The following is a 17,497-nucleotide window of genomic DNA, read 5'->3' as shown; positions in this document are numbered from 1 at the left end:
GTTTAAAAAACGTCCATCAGGCTTTTGCGACAGCCTCTGAAGGCCGGGGTTTCAAACCCTAGTCAGATTTTTGATGATCGTGGGAAAAAGACATAAAACGGCAAGTAGCGTCCACCACGAGCGGCACCGATGACATCCGCCATAGCCTGCCATCGGCGCTCCCTGCTTGCCGTATATCGGTAAAAATCCCGGCTCAACTTGGTAAAAACTTCTTCCTGATGCTGGCACGAAAAGGATCAATTCCCATCTCGAGTCGACTGGCGTAGTTTGCCTGGGCATCTTCACCGGCCACGAAGGTAACACGATCGCTGGTGTCATTGACAGCATCCCACACCACTTGCGCGATTTGTTCCGGCGTGGAGCCGCTGACTGAATCATTTGTCGAGGTAAACCCGGCCATGGTTTTGTTGATTGCCTCCATGTATGCGGGATGCGGGGTAAACACCAGCGAGCGGCCGGCGAAATCGCTGGAGATGCGTCCTGGTGCGATGGTTCGTACGCGGATGCCAAACGGCGCCAGCTCGAACGCCAGACTCTCGTTCCACCCTTCCAAGCCCCATTTTGTCGCGTGGTAGACGGCATTAAACGGGAAAGTCAGCAACCCACCGATTGAGGTGGTGGTGATAATCGTGCCGCTACGCTGCTCGCGCATGGCCGGTAAGAATGCCTGCGTGACGCGCATCGGCCCTAACAGGTTGGTATCGATCTCATCGACCAGTTGTTCATCGCTGGCCGCTTCAAATGCGCCGGCCAGCCCATATCCGGCATTATTGAACAGTACATCGATCGGCCCTGCCGCCAGCGCTGCCGCCGCTGCTGCCTTGATCTGGTCGATGTTTGTCACGTCCAGCGCTGACAACGTGATGCCTGGAACTTGCCCAAGTTCAAGCTCTTTCTGCGGCGTGCGCATGGTCGCGATGACTTTCCATCCCTTGCTGGCAAATAATAAGGCCGTGGCGCGCCCCAGCCCGGCAGAAGCGCCTGTAATGAAAATAGTTTTGCTCATTGGAAAACTCCTGACTGAATAAGAATTTATTTAATACCCACCATAGAACCTGAAATGGTGAATTCTTAATCAGACCGCCATCACTACCAAGAGTTCAGGACAGCACCCGCGTCAGTCCTGTCGCGCGGCGATATTGTTCGATGTACGGCTCAGTTTTTTTCGTCACCCCATATACCCCGCGCTGTTCGGTCCGCAGTAAGACACCGGATTCGAGCCAGCGATACCGGATGTGTGGCGCGATGCCGCGCGCCTCAAGTTGTTTGGCTGTAATCGTTTTGGCGCGCACCGCACCAGCTGCGCCAGTTTTCTTTGCGGGCGGTTTCTGGCTTGAACCAGACGCAGCTTGCGATGGCGTAGGTGCAGCCGCAGTCGTGAGCGGCGATGGCTCCAGATCAATCCCAAACAAAGCCGACAAATCTGCACTGTCCAGGCTCTGCTTTCCGCCAGGCATGCTCGTCGACAGCGCGGATAAACTACCGGCTTGCTGGATCAACTCACTCGGGTCAACATGACGCAAACGAAACAATAGTTCCGGCTGGCTATCGAAGCGAGTGCCGACGCCATACAACACCGCCGCGATATGTTTGCACATCGACGCCGAGTCGGGACAACTGCAGCGTAAGCTGATCTGCTTGGGTGCCGGGAACAGGCCGCTCTGGGGACGGCTAACCAACTCCATGACCTCTTCCGATATGCGGCCCTGCAATAGTTCCAGCAAGGACGCCAGCTTGCCTGCGCATTGTTCAAGCACCGCTTTCCAGCGCGTTTTCTCAAGCGGCTGGACGCTGATGCTGACTTCATACACATGCGCACCGGAAACGAGCGCGCTGATTTTTCCTTCCACAATCTGCAGGTCGAGCACCGAACCGTTGCGGACATAGCTACGTCCGCGCGGCAAACGATTCGCATAATCGCTATATGCTTCCAAGTTCTCGCACCATTTTTTACCCCAAAAGCTGCGAGCGATGGCGCGCCCCTCCACCACCACTGGCTGACAGTTGCGCCCTTTTTTTCTCAACGATGCCAGCACGCGCTCGGCCTGACGCCGTCTTTCTGCAACCGAGATATAAGGCCCCCAAGCGCCATAACGCTGTCCCATCTTCGCTCCTTTATCGATTTTTTAGTCGTCCATCGCACTCTTGATATCCAAGGCGACCAGACGCAGCAATTCCTCATTGCTGATTTCGGTAAGCAACATTTCTCCCCCGCCCTCAAGCAGCTCTTTCGATAAGCCTGACTTGGCTTCGATCAGTGCATCAATTTTTTCTTCCACTGTGCCGCGACAAATAAATTTATGCACCAGCACATTTTTTTTCTGGCCAATCCGGTAAGCTCGGTCAGTCGCTTGATTTTCGACCGCCGGATTCCACCAGCGATCGAAATGAATCACGTGGGACGCCGCCGTCAGATTCAGTCCGGTACCGCCAGCCTTGATCGAGAGCACGAAAAACGGCGGTCCCAATTCTTGCTGAAACTTTTCTACCAATGATTTGCGCGACTTAACGGGCGTCGCGCCGTGCAGCACCAATCCAGCTTGTCCAAACACATTCTGCAAGAACTCGGCCAAGGGTCCGGTCATTTCCTGAAATTGGGTAAATATTATAAGTTTTTCCTGACGCCCAGCAATCTGTTCGGCAATCTCGCGCAAGCGCGCAAACTTACCGCTGTCTGCCGCTGCATAAGTAGCATCGCCCAGCCATTGCGATGGATGGTTGCAAATTTGTTTCAAGCGCATCAGGAAAGCCAGCACGATACCGCGTCGGGCAATGCCGTTGACATGTGTAATTTGACTGGCGAGCGCATCTACCGCATCTTGATATAAGCTCAACTGCAATTTTGAAAGAGCGCAGTAGGCTTTGACTTCGGTCTTATCAGGCAAATCGGCAATGATGCGCTTGTCACTTTTCAAGCGTCGTAAAATATAGGGCTGAACGAGCTTACGTAAGGGCGCATAGTTTGGCGCATGATCACCCTCATTTTGTTCCAGCCGACGCACAAAACGCGCAAAGGCTTTGTCAGTCCCCAACAGACCGGGACAAATAAAATCAAACAGCGACCATAAATCGCCTATGCGGTTTTCCACCGGTGTGCCGGTGAGAGCGAAGCGCACCCGGCTGTTTAAGGCTTTTACCGTCAGCGTCTGTCTGGCTGCAGGGTTTTTGATCGCCTGCGCTTCATCGAGCACGACCACAGCCCAAGGTGTTTCGATTAGCCATGCCAGACGAATCAGCGTACCGTAGCTGGTAATGACGACATCGACCGAAGTCAGTTGCTCTGCGCCCAGCGTCGTGAGGGTTTTGCTTGGTATTGCCGACGGATGCGCAATGAAGATGCGCAAGCTGGGTGCGAAGCGATCAAGTTCAGATTGCCAGTTGGCAATCAGCGAGGCCGGCACGACCAATAAATGCGGGCCGGGATCGCCTCCTTGCTTGGCTAGAAGCAAAAGGGAAATCACTTGTATGGTTTTACCGAGCCCCATATCGTCGGCCAAGCAACCGCCCAGACCCAGGCAATTTAACCACCATAGCCAACGCATACCGTCTTGCTGGTAGGATCGTAGTTGCGCCTTCAGATCGGTGCCGGGATGCGCCTCACCGCGCGGATGACGCAAGCCGTCGAGCACGTCGCCCAACCACTCCCCGGCAACAACGTCAGACCATGCCGCCGTTGATGCTGCTAAGCCGGCTTGGGCATCGCCAGCCACTGCAGCACCGGCCAAGAGTCGCATGCCCTCAAGAAAAGAAACGCCTTGCCCTCCATGGTCCACACTAGCTTGCACTTTTTTCCAATGTGCCAGCACGCTATCGAGTTGCGCCAAGTCTAGCTCGACCCAGTGCCCTTTCATACGCACAAGGCCGGAGCCTGCGGCTCGTAATTGCTGCCATTCTTGGCTTGAGATTTCTTCTCCATCTAGCGATAAAGCAATATCGAAGTCCATCATGGCATCCAGCCCCAAGCCGACCGCGCGCTGTCCGATACTGACCTTCACTTGCGCACGTGGAGGATTGCGCGGCTTCCACCAATCGGGGATGCGCGCCACGATGCCGTGGGCCTCAAAGAGTGGAATATTTTGTAAAAATTGATGGGCGTCGTGCGGTGTCCATGCGATCGGATGAAATATCGCGCCGGAATCGACCAAGGATTTCAACCATGGGCTGGCTTCCGAAGCCCTATGCACCGGCGTCAACAAGCGCAACAGCGCATCGCGATTTTCGTTGCCGGCATATTCTTGCAGTGCGCGCCCGAGCGGCAAATGCCGGATTTGCGCTTGTTGTGACACCCCCGTCGCATAGGTGGCAAGAAAAGCGAACGGCATGTCTTCACTGTTCTTATTTTCAGCAAGGTGAAAACATACCCTGCCGACGATGTTCCAACTTGTGTGCTTTTGGCTCAGCCATTGCTGGACGTTGCCATGCTCGGCAGCAATTTCATCCCTTGCCACGCCATGTAATTTCGCCCAGAACAGCGCCAGACGGTCGAGATCCAAGTATTCGGCCCCCAGCATGGGTGGCATGCCGGATAGCAGCTGTTCAAATTCAGGAGACGGTACGGCCAACTCCACGCTCGCCCATTGCTCAGTCAAATCGGGAACCAGGCACAGCCGCGTCATAAACAGATGCGCAAATTCACGCCAGAAGGCAAGCGACGGCGGCAAGGGACTCGTTAATTCGCTTGCTCCCAAGTGCAACAAACCGCTAGCGCCGCTGCGTTCAAACGCTTGATGAATTCGGGTCATGGCGACCGGGGAAAGAAGTGCGGTGTCAGTCGCCAGCACTTCCAGATACAGGCGTCCCGTCGCCGAGATGCCAAGCTCTAGCCTCGCTCGAGCAAAGTTTTGCGGCGGTGGCGACTGCATATCAATCTCAAATTGCGGCATCGGCGGCTTCCCTGTTGACGGGTGTGTGAGGGTAGAATCGATTCTGCCAAATTATAGCAAACGAATGGTTTTGCCAGTCGGTCTAGGGAAGCATATGTATATGTCAAAACTATTCTATATCTTTCGAGCAAATCACATATAGTGTGAACCAGGAAACCGACTGATTTTTTTAACTTACTCGCCCATGAAAATTACCAAAAAAATAGTTTTATTCGCTGCGTTGGCAGCCACGTGTGCTTTCGCACAAGCACGCACACCACTGGTCTTGTTGACTGATTTTGGACAAGCCGATGGTGCCGTGTCTGCCATGCGCGGGGTGGCATTTGGCGTTGATCCGCAATTAAATATTTCCGATCTCAGCCATCAGATACCGACCTACGATATCTGGACCGCCGGCTATCGCTTATATCAGACCGCCAACTACTGGCCAGAGGGCACGGTTTTCGTTACCGTGGTCGATCCAGGCGTGGGTACGGAGCGCAAATCTATCGTCTTGAAAACCAAGAACGGTCGCTACTTTGTCGGCCCGAACAATGGTCTATATACCTTGATCGCCGAGCGTGATGGCATTGCCGAGATACGGGAAATCGATGAAAAAATCAATCGCTTGCCGGGTTCCGCAGACAGCTATACCTTCCATGGTCGCGACGTTTACGCCTATACCGGTGCCAGACTGGCGGGCGAGATCATCAAGTTTGATCAGCTCGGTCCCTTACTTGATCCAACAACATTAGTCACAATCAATTACCAACAAGCCGACCGCTCAGGCAATACCTTGCGTGGCAATATACCTGTGTTGGACGTCAATTATGGCAATGTCTGGACCAATATTCCGAAGTCATTGTTAGATCAATTGTCTATCCACGCAGGAGATAAAATCAGTCTGACTATCTTCCGTAAAGATAATCAAATCGCCAGCTTAACTGTTCCGTTTGAAAATTCTTTTGGCGGCGTAAAAACTGGTAAGCCAGTCGCTTACATCAACAGTTTATTAAATTTTTCTTTAGCCATTAATCAGGGCGACTTTGCTCGGAAATACCATATTCAATCCGGGGCAGAATGGCGCATCGAAATTGAAAAATCCGCCACGTCAAAAAAATAGCAGCTTGTTGGGTATCAGCGATGCGCGGAATACATCCGAGCATCGCTTGGCATCAAACCAGCTCAGAAGAGTTGCGTGCTACCCATTGATCAAGCCAGCCGATTTTCATTTCCGGCACTGCGGATAAAAGTTGATCTGTGACGCGGTCAAACGGCGGCGACAAGACTATCTCCGGAGCGCCGTATCGGATGATTTTTCCTTCATGCAGCACCGCTATCGTATGCGCGATGGCGCGCCCGATCGCGATGTCATGGGTAATGAAGAGCAAAGACACGCCGGTTTCACGCTGCAAACGCGCGAGCAACTTCAGCACGCCTTGAGCCACGAGTGGATCGAGTGCCGAGGTCGGCTCATCACAGACAATCACTTCCGGCTCAGCCGCCAAGGCGCGGGCGATGCAAATTCTTTGTTTTTGGCCGCCCGATAACATGGCCGGATAATGATTGCGCAAGCCAGGATCAAGATCGACTTGGCACAACAGTTCATCCACCCTATCCGCTCTCTGCGTGCGGCTGTTCGCCCAGTACAAGGATAGAGGACGTCCGATGATTTCGGCGACCGTATGACGCGGGTTCAAGGCCAGATCAGGCAATTGATGAATCAACTGTATCCGGCGCAAATCATCCTGACTACGGTCTTGAATCAAAGGCGCTAAAGCTTGCTGGTGAAATACGATGTCGCCATGCGTGGCCGCATTCAGCCCGCACAGCACCCGACCTAGCGTCGACTTCCCTGAGCCGGACTGGCCAACCAGCACCAGAGTATGCGCGGCCGGCAATTCCAGCGACACCTCCGAGAGTACCGTCGCACCGGTCGCATAGCGCATACTGAGCGCACGCATGGATAGGAGAGGTGCACTGGCTTTGGTCGCTACTGCGGCTGTTCTGGCATGCACTTGTACCAATTGGCGCGTGTAGTCGTGTCTCGGACGGTTGATGATTTGGGCCAGCGAGCCATATTCCAGCGCCTTACCATTCCGCAGCACCAAGATGTCATCGACAATTTGTGTCACGACTGCCAGATCGTGACTGATATATAAAGCAGCCACACCGGTAGCAGCGATGGCATTACGCATTGCCAGCAACACCCCGATTTGGGTTGTCACATCTAAGGCTGTGGTCGGCTCATCAAAGACGATCAAATCAGGTTGCGGACACAAGGCCATGGCGATCATTGCCCGTTGTAACTGACCTCCCGAGGCTTGATGCGGGTAACGCTGTAAAAACTGGCGTGGTTGCGGCAGACCGAGCAGAGCAAACAGTTGTTCGGCTCTCTCCAAGGCTTGCGCACGGCTTAAGATGCCATGCTGCACCACGGTTTCAATGACCTGCTCACCGAGTGTGAAACTGGGATTAAAAGCGCTGGAAGCAGATTGCGCAACATACGCAATTCGGCTTCCACGCAATTGCGTCAATTCTGCTTCGGGCAAGGAAGAAATCGTGCGCCCGTCGAAGACAATTTCTCCCGCAGATAATTTCAGCCCCTCGCGGAAGTAGCCCAACGCCGCCATGCCTAGAGTCGATTTACCAGCGCCGGATTCGCCTATCAATCCCAGCACTTTGGCTTTTGGCAAAACAAAGGAAACCTGATCGACTAAGGTTTTTCCTTGCGTCGTGACAATCGATACATTGTTAAATGCTAATAAGGTGTCAGACATCCTGGCCCCCTCTGCTACTGCGCTGCGTCCAGTCTAGCCACCAGTCGACCACGATATTAATCGAAATAGCCAGAACAGCAATTGCAATCCCCGGACTCAAGGCGGCCCACACACCGAACACGATGCCGTCCTTATTTTCTTTCAGTAAGCCGCCCCAATCGCTCGATGGCGGTTGTACGCCCAAACCTAAGAAAGAGAGCGTCGACAAAAACAAAATGGCAAATACGAGACGCAGACCGAATTCGGCCAACAAGGGCGCAAATACATTCGGCAGCACCTCGCGCCATAAAATCGACGCACTGCCCTCACCACGCAGCTTGGCAGCTTCGACGTAATCCATCGCCGTCACATCGAGCACCAGAGAGCGACTGATCCGAAATACCCGCGTCGAATCCAACACCGCCATGACGGTGATGATCAAGGTAAGGCTGCTGGGAAAGATGGTCAACACCACCAAGGCGACAATCAGGGAAGGGATTGCCATCAGCAAATCATTGACTTGATTCAAAACCACATCAATTTTTCCGCGATACAGCCCGGCGACAAACCCGCTCACTCCGCCGATCAGAAATGCCAGCGCCGTGGCAACAAAGGCGATCAGCAGGGTCACTCTTGCGCCCCAAATCAAGCGAGACAGCAAGTCGCGCCCAAGGTTATCGGTACCCAGCAAAGCCTCCGCAGAAGGAGGATCCCAACTCGTGCCTATCACTTCATTGAGCGCATAGGGTGCCAGCAAAGGCGCAAACAATGCGCTTGCCAGCACGGCCCCTAAGATGCTCAAAGCAAGAGCTGCGGCAATGGTCAGACGGGGTAGCTTCATCAGCGTGGATACCTCAAGCGCGGGTTATTCAACAGTATCGCGATATCGGCGCAACGGTTCAAACCAATGTAGATGGCAGCAAAAATCAGCGCAGTGGCCTGCACCACCGGGATATCACGTTTGATCACACTGTCGACCATATACTGCCCCATTCCCGGATAAACAAACACCACTTCCACCACCACCACGCCCACCAACAAATAGGCCAAGTTAATAGCGATGACATTCATGATCGGTGCCAAGGCATTGGGTAAAGTGTGATGCCAGACTATGCGCGCACGGCTCAATCCCTTCAAACGGGCCATTTCGATATACGGTGCCGACAAGATATTGAGCAAGGCGGCGCGGATCATATTGATCATATGACCGAGAACCGCCAACACCAGCGTGATCGTTGGCAACAAAATGGCCTCCAGACGTTGCATCAGCGACATACCTGGGAAAACTGTCGCGCTGCTGTCGAACCAGCCTAATTGCACCGAAAAAAACATGATGAGCAGATAGCCGACAAAGAATTCAGGCAGGGCAACCGTGCCGCGGGTGACGGTGGTGATCAGACGATCTGCAATACCATTTTTATTCAAAACGGAAATTGCCCCCAACACCAGTGCCAGCGGAATCGCCAGTAGCGCAGTCATGCCCGCCAGGAATACCGTATTGCCGAGTCGCAGTCCTATGCTGCTGGCAATATCCTGGTGGCTGGCATAACTGACACCAAAGTTACCATGCATCAATCCGCTCAACCACAGCGCATAGCGTAACAATGCCGGCTCATTGAGTCCGAGTTCGGCACGAATCGCGGCAATGGCCGAAGGTGTGGCAGATTGCCCCAACATTGCCGTCGCCACATCCCCTGGCAGCATTTGCGTGCCAGCAAAAATCAGTACTGAAACAAGCAGCAACAGCAGCACTGCAGACAAGATGTGACGTGCTATCAGAGCAGCGATGGTTTTCATTTTGAAATCTAACTCTCTAACCAAACTTTTTCGGCAACTTTCAAACCACTCATGGCTAAACCCGGAACAACGGTAAATCCGCCGACGTTCGCTCTGCTGGCGTCGAGGCCATCGGAACGGACCGGCACAATTTCACTGCCTTGCCCGGCAATCAGAAATTGAATATCATGATACATCTGCGTGCGTTTTGCTTCATTCAACTCCGCTCTGGCTGCGCGCAGCAGCGACTCGAAGCCCTCGTTGTTCCATGCCGTTTCATTCCAGGCCGCCCCTGCGGCAAAGAATAAAGACAGGGTCGCATCGGCGGTCGAGCGCGTGCTGATGTTCGATGCTACAAAGGATTTTTTCAGCCAAATATTTTCCCAGTAACCATCGGCGGGAACGCGTTCCAGCTCCAAGGGTATACCGGCTTTTTGTGCGCTGGCCTGAAACAATTGCGCCGCATCGACCGCACCGGAAAAACCGGCATCAGAAACCGACAGCAGCAACTTGCCGCTGTATCCCGATTTTTTCCAATGAAAGGCCGCTTTCTCCGGATCATAGGGAGTGGCCGCAAGATCAGCTGCGAAATAACGGTTAGACGGCACAATCGGCTGATCGTTACCGATGGAGCCGATGTTAGCAAGAACAGACTTCAGTATTTGCGGTCGGTTCAGCGCATACTTCAGCGCCAATCGTACATCCTGATTATTAAACGGTGCGCGGTCAGACAAGCCTGGGAATGTAAAGATTTCCGAATCCTTGGAGCGATGCACATTGATCTTATTCGATGCCGAAACCCGTTTAAACAAACGCGGCTCGATGCGGTTGACGACATGAATTCTACCGCTCAACAGCGCGGCGATACGAGCCGTACTATCGTTGTAAGCAATCGTCTCTACCGAATCCACATGAGCGCGTTCGGCATCCCAATAATTGGCATTGCGACGGGTTAAGGTGCGCACTCCCGGTTGGAAATTTTCCAACACATAAGCACCGGTACCGATGCCTTTATCAAAATTACTGCCATCCGGGCCTATACCAAAATGCACATCGGTGAGCAGATAAGGGAGATCGGCATTGCCCTGCTTAAGCATAATCGTCAGTTCATCGATTGCCGTCGCTTTGAGCGTGAGTACTGAATCCAAATACACTTTGGCGGCCGAAGCAGAATTGGCACCGCGATGATGATTGAGCGAATAAATGACATCTTGTACCGTCAACGGCTTACCGTTATGAAACTCGACGCCCTTGCGCAGCTTGATGATCCATTCCTTCGCGCCTTTTCGCGCTTCCCAGCTCAGCGCCAGTGAAGGACGCAAACCGCCGGACTCATTGAGTTCGATCAAGGTATTAAATAATTGCGCACCAACGACAAATCCATACATTTCCACATAGCTGGCTGGATCAAGACGATCAGTGCTGGAAGCATTATCGATTCCCAGGCGTAGATGCCCACCCTTTTTAGGGGTATTGGCAGCATTCGTACCATTCGCGGCCTGCTCCAGCATGGGTGCAAGACCAGAAACAGCGAGGCTAGTCAAACCTTTGAGCAGGGTTCGGCGCTCATGATTTGACCTCGCTTCTGAAGCAAAAAAAGTCACTGCTTGCCCGGTAACGAGGACGCCAGCGCTGCAATGTGATCAGGCCCAATGCCACAGCAACCACCGACGATCGTTGCACCGGCATCACGCCATTGCTGCGCAAACTTCAGGTACTCCGATGGGTCCAAGTCATCACGTAATTCGCTCAAACCATCGTTGGCATCCTCAGCATGATAATGCGGAGCAAAGGCGTTGGCGTACACACCAATTTGCGGTCTATGCTCAGCACTGACTTCGGCAAATACCGCAGCAGCATCGCGCACTGCCGCAGCCATCACGCCGACATGGCTGCAATTAAACAGCAAAGCTTTGACGCCCAGCGCCAGCGCGGTACGCGCCGCCTCTGTCACCGACTCACCCGAGCGGATAGTCGGTGCCAGTGTTCCTTCTGTAACCGCATGGTGCTCGCTATCTTCGAGCGTAAACGACAACCAGAATGGCCGCGCCGATACTTGATCGATCGCCGCTTTGATCGCCCAGGCTTCCTGAGTCGATCCCTGCGTCTCCGCCAACCACACATCGACAAATGGTGCCAGCCCTGCGACTAAAGGATTGAGAATGCGCGCCGCATCAGTTGGGTTAAACAAATCTGGCCGATACGAGCCGAATGGTGGCGGCAAGGAGCCAGCGAGTTGAATCGTTCCAGCCGCATTGGCCGCCGCATTGGCCGCACCAATGGCCGCACCAATGGCCTCGCGCCCGATACGACCCGCCAAGCTGGCCAGCTCGCCCGCTCGCGCAGTAAACACCTCTTCACCCAAATGGAAGGGTACCAGGGCGTAGCTATTCGTGGTAATGAGTGCTGCGCCCGCCGCAATATACGCATCATGGACTTGCCGAACATACTGCGGCCCTTCCATCAAAGCCAAGGCCGACCACTCTGGCTGGCGAAACGGCGCGCCGATTTTTAACAGCTCGCGCCCCATTCCACCGTCTAATATAGTTATTTTTGGCAGCATAAATTGACATCCTTCACGATTCTTGAATAACTTTTAAGCTCAAAAAGCATAACTGACTCTGGCATAGTAATACGCACCGTTCACGCCAAACGGGGAAACGTGGGAATACTGATCGTAGTTAAGACTTTGGTACACCGAAGCCGGCATTTTTGTTGGATACTTATTCAACAGATTATCTGCACCGAAATTGACTTTCAAGTGATCTGAAAAACTATAGCCAAGGTCTACCGCGGTGATATAAGTGACATCGGTATTATAAGTAAAATATGGCCCAGGAGCATATCCTTGTACTTGGCTGGTTTTGCCATACACCGTTTCGCGCAGCGTCAGTTCCCAGTCATTTTTAGTATAAATGGCGGCGATGGAAGCCTTGCCACGAGGTGTAGCGGTAGTCAGATTCGATCTCTGCACCGGATCAACCAGAGAAAGTCCCGCCGCTTGCAGTGCTGCGGGTGCTGCCGATATATGTTCAATCGTGGTCTTGTTGTAGCCACCGTTGACTATCCACTTAATGCTGCCGAGCGCGCCGAAACGACTGATTGTGTCTATGCTGACATCAATACCCTGCGTTTTGGTATCCACACCATTGGTAAAAAAGGCCGCGGAAACACTGCCACTTGGTACGCCAGCCGGAATCGCTGCACCATTTGCGGCTACCGCTGCTGCCGCTAATTGTCCGGAGATGGAGGCTGACTCGATGATGCGGTTATTGATATTAATTTGATAGGCATCAATCGTGGCATGGACGCCTTTTACCGGCTCTACAACCAGCCCGACACTGATGTTCTTTGAGGTTTCCGGTTTCAAATTGGGCGCCCCAAGCACGTTCGCACCAGCCGAACCGAGCGGCAATTGAACTTGTGCAAAACCTGTCGTCACCGTCGTTGCTGAGTAATATTGCTGCGCCAATGTTGGTGCATGAAAGCCATTGCTCAAGGTCGCGCGCAATGCCACGGCAGGACTGAAATCATACCGTGTCGACAATTTCCCCGTCACCTTATTGCCAACCTGTTGGTAATGCTCGGCGCGCGTCGCAAAACCCAATTCCCATTGCGAAGTAATATGCGCGGTCAGATCCACATAGGCAGCAAGGCTATTACGTGTTGCATCCACTTGGTCAGTTTTTTGAAAGCCCGGAAAAGCCGATGAGCCGCCTAAGTAGTAAGAATTGGCTTCGCCAGCCCCAATCCGGAAGGTTTCGTAGCGGTTCTCCAATCCTAAAGCCAACAGCAAAGGGCCTGACAGACCATCGAGTGTAAATGGTCGGCGAACATCAACATTCGTGGTCAGCTCCGAGGAAGTAAACGAGCCAACACGAAACTTACTTTGTGCATTGCCAAAATCATTGAGCAGATCAGGATTGACGGTACGAATATTCTCTAACTTGGCCTGATCCCGACCATAGGTAGTGCTGACGTCCCAATTCCATTTGTCGCTGGTGATACCTTTCAATCCGGCTGTCAGCCCGAAGTCATTCTCGCTGACTTTTTCTTGCGGGGTAAAACCATTCGGATACAGCAGATTGACGGCTGGACTGATGGCGTCTGGTTGACGGGGATTTTCATTGGCTTGGGCATCTCGGTGCGCTACGGTAGCAAAACTGTAGAACGTCAGATCCGGCGTGATCGGCTTTTCAAAGTTATACGCACCGGTAAGCACCGAGCTTTTCGGATCGCCTTGTACCAAGGCCGCTTGCACGCCACCACTATCGCCGCTGCGATTCGAGTAACCATGGTAGTGCGCAGAAAAACTCAGGTTAAGTATGCCATCGTCAGCGACGATAAAGCCTTTATTCGCCTCAAATTGTTGCGTCTGCCCGCCACCATCAATGTATCCACCACCCAGCAATGACACGCTGGTACCGGTAGGAGATTTTTTTAAGATGATATTAATGACACCCGCAATCGCGTCGGAGCCATACTGTGCCGCAGCACCATCTTGCAAAATTTCAATGTGATCGATCGCCGCTAAGGGAATGAAATCCAGATCGACTGCATTCGAACCTTGTGCAGGATCGGAATCGGCATACAAACTGGCGGAGACATGTCGACGCTTACCATTAATGAGCACCAAAGTATTACCGGGGCTTAAGCCACGCAGTTGAAAAGTGCGCGCCAGCGCGCCGACGTCATAGCCAACCGCTGGGGTAGTTAACGATGGCACTAAGCTTTTTAAGGCATCCAATACATTGGTTTTCCCGGTACTGGCAAGATCTTCGGCACCGATGACGATCACTGGCGTCATGCTGTCGCGCACTTTTTTTCCACTATCACGCGTCCCGGTGACAATCACGGTACCGGCGGCAAGATCCTCATTACGGTTATCTGCATCGGCAGCCTGTGCCACGCTGGCCGAAGCGTTGGCAATTAAGGCACAAACGCCAACGAGGCGAAAATAAGCGCGAGTTTCCATCTGTTCCTCTTTTTTATCAATTTTTATGAACTTGTCTTGCAAAATCATTTGCACTTTTACAAAAAGCAAAACGAGTGACTCGCAGCAAAAAATAAGCAGGAGAGAATTAAATCAAATTAGTTCAACGCTATAAACGATTTTTTTTGCATTTGCTTATTTTGGGGCGCACATCGACGCCCCGCTTGAATCTGCCGAACAAAAAGCTTGACCGTTGCCGATTGCTCGCTGCGATTAATTTAGGTCTGCGCATGATTGCAAATTTGTTAATTTATGTTAAAAAAATTAACACTCCCTACTGTTTGTCCTTGCGAATCGCCTTACGCACACCTAAACTTAATAAATAAGCATGTCTTATGGGCAATTATTTTTCAAGGAGAACGGTATGGATATCAAAAATATGCGCATAGGAACGCGCCTTGCCATGGGCTTTGCTGCGGTGATTGGCATCTTCCTGTTAGTCTGCGGGTGTGCACTCTACACTGCGGCCAATTTGGCCAAGGCCGAGAAGTGGAACACCCATACTTACGCCGTACTGGAAACGGGTACCAGCATGCTCGCAGCGATGATCAACATGGAAACGGGTGCCCGTGGTTATTTACTGTCTGGTGAAAGCCGCTTTCTCGAACCATGGAATGCTGGCCTGAAAAATTTCGACCAAGCCTGGACCGAAGCAAAAGACTTGACTGCCGACAATCCGAGTCAACAACGACGTTTAAGTGATATGAAGGCACGCCATCAGGAATTCAGAGGCGTCGCCGAATCCCTGTTTGCCTATCGTAAAACGATCGCTAGCGGCGAGCACACGGTGGCCGAATTGGTGAGCGAATTTGCCAAGGGGCGCGACAAAGCAGCAATGGATGGATTTCGCTTACTGCATGCCGATTTTGATAAAGCGGAGCGAGATTTACTGGTGATCCGCTCTGCCGAGGCGGAGTCACAGCGGGCACTCAACCAAGACAGCATCATCGGTGGCAGCATTCTGGCCTTGATTGTGGCCGCACTCATGGGCACTTGGGTAACGCGCTCAATCACTGCACCGATTCAGATCGCCTTAAGCTTGGCAGAAGCAGTTGCCAAGGGTGATCTGAGCGTGAACATTCAGGTTCAAGGCAAGGATGAAACCGGGCGCTTATTGCAAGCCTTGAAGAATATGAGCGACAGTCTGGTCAACATCGTGACGGAAGTGCGTTCCGGCACCGAGAGTCTTGCCACCGCTTCGACCGAAATTGCGCAAGGAAATATGGACCTGTCTGCGCGCACCGAATCACAGGCCAGTTCACTCGAAGAAACCGCTTCATCGATGGAGGAGCTGACCAGCACCGTGCGCCAAAATGCAGACAATGCACGGCAGGCTAACCAACTGGCGCAAAGCTCGTCTGAGCTGGCCTTGAAGGGTGGCCAAGTGGTTGCGGAAGTGGTCAACACCATGGGTGCGATTAATACTTCGTCGCGCAAAATCGTCAACATTATCAGCGTGATTGATGGCATTGCTTTTCAAACGAATATCTTGGCGCTCAACGCTGCGGTCGAAGCAGCCCGTGCGGGCGAACAAGGCCGCGGCTTTGCCGTAGTGGCGACGGAAGTACGCAATTTGGCACAGCGTAGCGCGGCCGCCGCGAGAGAAATCAAAACCCTGATCGACGACTCGGTAGAAAAAGTTGATGTCGGCAGCAAACTGGTCAATCAAGCTGGCTCAACCATGACCGAGGTGGTGGACAGCATCAAACGGCTGAGCGACATTATGGCCGAGATCAGCGCCGCCAGTATCGAGCAATCTGCCGGTATCGAACAGGTCAATGAAGCCGTCATCGATATGGATGATATCACCCAACAAAATGCCGCCTTGGTGGAACAAGCGGCGGCGGCGGCTGGCGCAATGCAAGAACAAACGAGGAATTTGAATCAAGTCGTCAGCGTCTTCAAAATGGCGAATGATTCCACGCTTATGCATACTGCAACGCACATGACTGCCAAGCCGCTGACTGATTTTACACGGAGCAAAACTGCTGCCAAGAAGAACATACCGAGATTAGTCAGATAGGAAACACTTGCGCAGCGATTTGCTCCCACGTGTCACGCGCCGCGCTGGCCGGAACTTGCTGCAGGCAAAACATGACATCACAATCGGGCCGGATCAACATGTATGCCGTCAACTGACGCTGCAACTCCGGCACGCTGAGCGCGCCCAGACCACCGTAAGCCTCAATCAGCGTCTTGAGCAGCAATCGATTACCTTGCGCCATGAAAATCATCGGCGTCAACAACTCAAAGCGGTCTGTGTTGCCGATGATAGAATCACCGAAATCAAGCAAGCCATCGAGCCGCCAGCGCCCGTCTTCTGGTTTAGCCATCAAGTTCCCTGGATGGATATCCATATGAATCAAGCGCAAGGCACCGGCTTGGCCAAACCCACCGCTACGCTCAATATACGGCAGTACTTGGGCCAGCAAGCCGGCCGGCATTTTATTGCGGCGATGCCGTGCCAAGCAGCTCGCAAGCAGATCATCAAGATACGCCGGCCACGCTGGCTTGATCGCACTGTTTTCATCGACCGGCAGCGCGCGCAATTCGCGCATAACTTGTCCGGTCTGCTGCATGATCAAGCGCTTCTGTTCCAGTTCCATAGTTGGCCATACATCGGCCAGTAACACGCCCTCCAAGCGAGGCGAAATCACGCATAGCCAGTTATCAATTTCGGCACTGCCGATCAAACTGGGCGTGCGCAAGGACAACTTGCCTTCAAGCATAGGCGCGAACAGTATTTCCTTCTCGCCTTGGCGACGCCAATTGGGCGGCACGAGTTTGATGATCACGTCATCGTTCAAGCAAAACAAGGCATTGCTGGCTTGCGCGATTTTTTCCCACTGGCCCTGAGGCAATTGAAATTGCTGTTGTACGTAGCTAAGCACAGGCAGCCAAGCTGGCAACGGTGTCCGGGCGATGAAATCGCTGCAGGCAGCGTTGTCCAAGCCTTGCGGCAGGCAGTTGAGAGAGATGTTCATAATTTCTGGTCTGGTCAGGAATAAAAACGGCGCGTTGCCGAATACGCATTCTACGATACCAAGAGGCGTGGACGCGCCCACCCATTCGCCCAATTCGTCATTGCCGCGCAGGCGGCAATCCAG

The 17,497-nt window shown here is 52.9% G+C and carries 12 protein-coding genes; 2 read left to right on the top strand and 10 right to left on the bottom strand.

Annotation, left to right across the window (positions count from 1 at the left end; translation table 11 throughout):
• Positions 1-193: 193 nt before the first annotated feature.
• The 3 genes from QN359_RS15400 to QN359_RS15390 form a co-directional block, all read right to left on the bottom strand.
• The gene (locus tag QN359_RS15400) at positions 194-1,006 is read right to left on the bottom strand and encodes an SDR family oxidoreductase (protein ID WP_322249445.1); all 813 of its coding nucleotides are present in this window, start codon (positions 1,004-1,006) and stop codon (positions 194-196) included.
• Positions 1,007-1,100: 94 nt separating this feature from the next.
• Complete coding sequence (locus tag QN359_RS15395; protein ID WP_322249446.1) at positions 1,101-2,105, bottom strand: SWIM zinc finger family protein; 1,005 nt, start codon at positions 2,103-2,105, stop codon at positions 1,101-1,103.
• A gap of 21 nt (positions 2,106-2,126) precedes the next feature.
• Positions 2,127-4,883 (bottom strand): DEAD/DEAH box helicase, encoded by a 2,757-nt coding sequence (locus QN359_RS15390; protein WP_322249447.1) that lies wholly within the window; start codon positions 4,881-4,883, stop codon positions 2,127-2,129.
• Positions 4,884-5,067: 184 nt separating this feature from the next.
• On the opposite strand from QN359_RS15390, the gene QN359_RS15385 reads away from it, so the two are divergent.
• Positions 5,068-5,985: an S-adenosyl-l-methionine hydroxide adenosyltransferase family protein gene (locus QN359_RS15385; protein ID WP_322249448.1), complete on the top strand. Its 918-nt coding sequence runs from the start codon at positions 5,068-5,070 to the stop codon at positions 5,983-5,985.
• 52 nt (positions 5,986-6,037) lie between these two features.
• Here the strand turns inward: QN359_RS15385 and QN359_RS15380 are convergent, their stop codons facing one another.
• The 6 genes from QN359_RS15380 to QN359_RS15355 form a co-directional block, all read right to left on the bottom strand.
• Positions 6,038-7,642 carry an ABC transporter ATP-binding protein gene (locus QN359_RS15380; RefSeq protein ID WP_322249449.1) on the bottom strand — a complete coding sequence of 535 codons (1,605 nt, stop codon included), beginning with the start codon at positions 7,640-7,642 and terminating at the stop codon, positions 6,038-6,040.
• Entirely contained in the window at positions 7,635-8,462 is an 828-nt protein-coding gene (locus QN359_RS15375; protein WP_322249450.1) for an ABC transporter permease, read from the bottom strand. The genes QN359_RS15380 and QN359_RS15375 overlap by 8 nt, the downstream gene beginning before the upstream one ends.
• On the bottom strand, positions 8,462-9,418 hold the full coding sequence (locus tag QN359_RS15370; protein WP_322249451.1) for an ABC transporter permease: 957 nt from the start codon (positions 9,416-9,418) through the stop codon (positions 8,462-8,464). Before QN359_RS15370 ends, QN359_RS15375 begins: the two co-directional genes overlap by 1 nt.
• A gap of 8 nt (positions 9,419-9,426) precedes the next feature.
• On the bottom strand, positions 9,427-10,908 hold the full coding sequence (locus QN359_RS15365; protein WP_323493330.1) for an ABC transporter substrate-binding protein: 1,482 nt from the start codon (positions 10,906-10,908) through the stop codon (positions 9,427-9,429).
• Positions 10,909-10,997: 89 nt separating this feature from the next.
• Positions 10,998-11,960, bottom strand: coding sequence for a homocysteine S-methyltransferase family protein (locus tag QN359_RS15360; protein WP_322249453.1), 963 nt, complete (start codon positions 11,958-11,960; stop codon positions 10,998-11,000).
• Between the two features lie 39 nt (positions 11,961-11,999).
• Positions 12,000-14,372 carry a TonB-dependent receptor gene (locus QN359_RS15355; protein ID WP_322249454.1) on the bottom strand — a complete coding sequence of 791 codons (2,373 nt, stop codon included), beginning with the start codon at positions 14,370-14,372 and terminating at the stop codon, positions 12,000-12,002.
• Positions 14,373-14,754: 382 nt separating this feature from the next.
• On the opposite strand from QN359_RS15355, the gene QN359_RS15350 reads away from it, so the two are divergent.
• Positions 14,755-16,413, top strand: a complete 1,659-nt coding sequence (locus tag QN359_RS15350; RefSeq protein ID WP_322249455.1) for a methyl-accepting chemotaxis protein — start codon at positions 14,755-14,757, stop codon at positions 16,411-16,413.
• Here QN359_RS15350 and QN359_RS15345 read toward each other — a convergent pair.
• On the bottom strand, positions 16,406-17,374 hold the full coding sequence (locus QN359_RS15345; protein WP_322249456.1) for an aminoglycoside 3'-phosphotransferase/choline kinase family protein: 969 nt from the start codon (positions 17,372-17,374) through the stop codon (positions 16,406-16,408). The genes QN359_RS15350 and QN359_RS15345 overlap by 8 nt on opposite strands.
• Between the last annotated feature and the right edge of the window lie 123 nt (positions 17,375-17,497).

Origin of the sequence: Undibacterium sp. 5I2, from assembly GCF_035019605.1 — a bacterium.
Classification (GTDB): domain Bacteria; phylum Pseudomonadota; class Gammaproteobacteria; order Burkholderiales; family Burkholderiaceae_D; genus Undibacterium.
The sequence above is the reverse complement of the archived record's forward strand: the minus strand, read 5'-3'. Positions and strand labels throughout refer to the sequence as shown.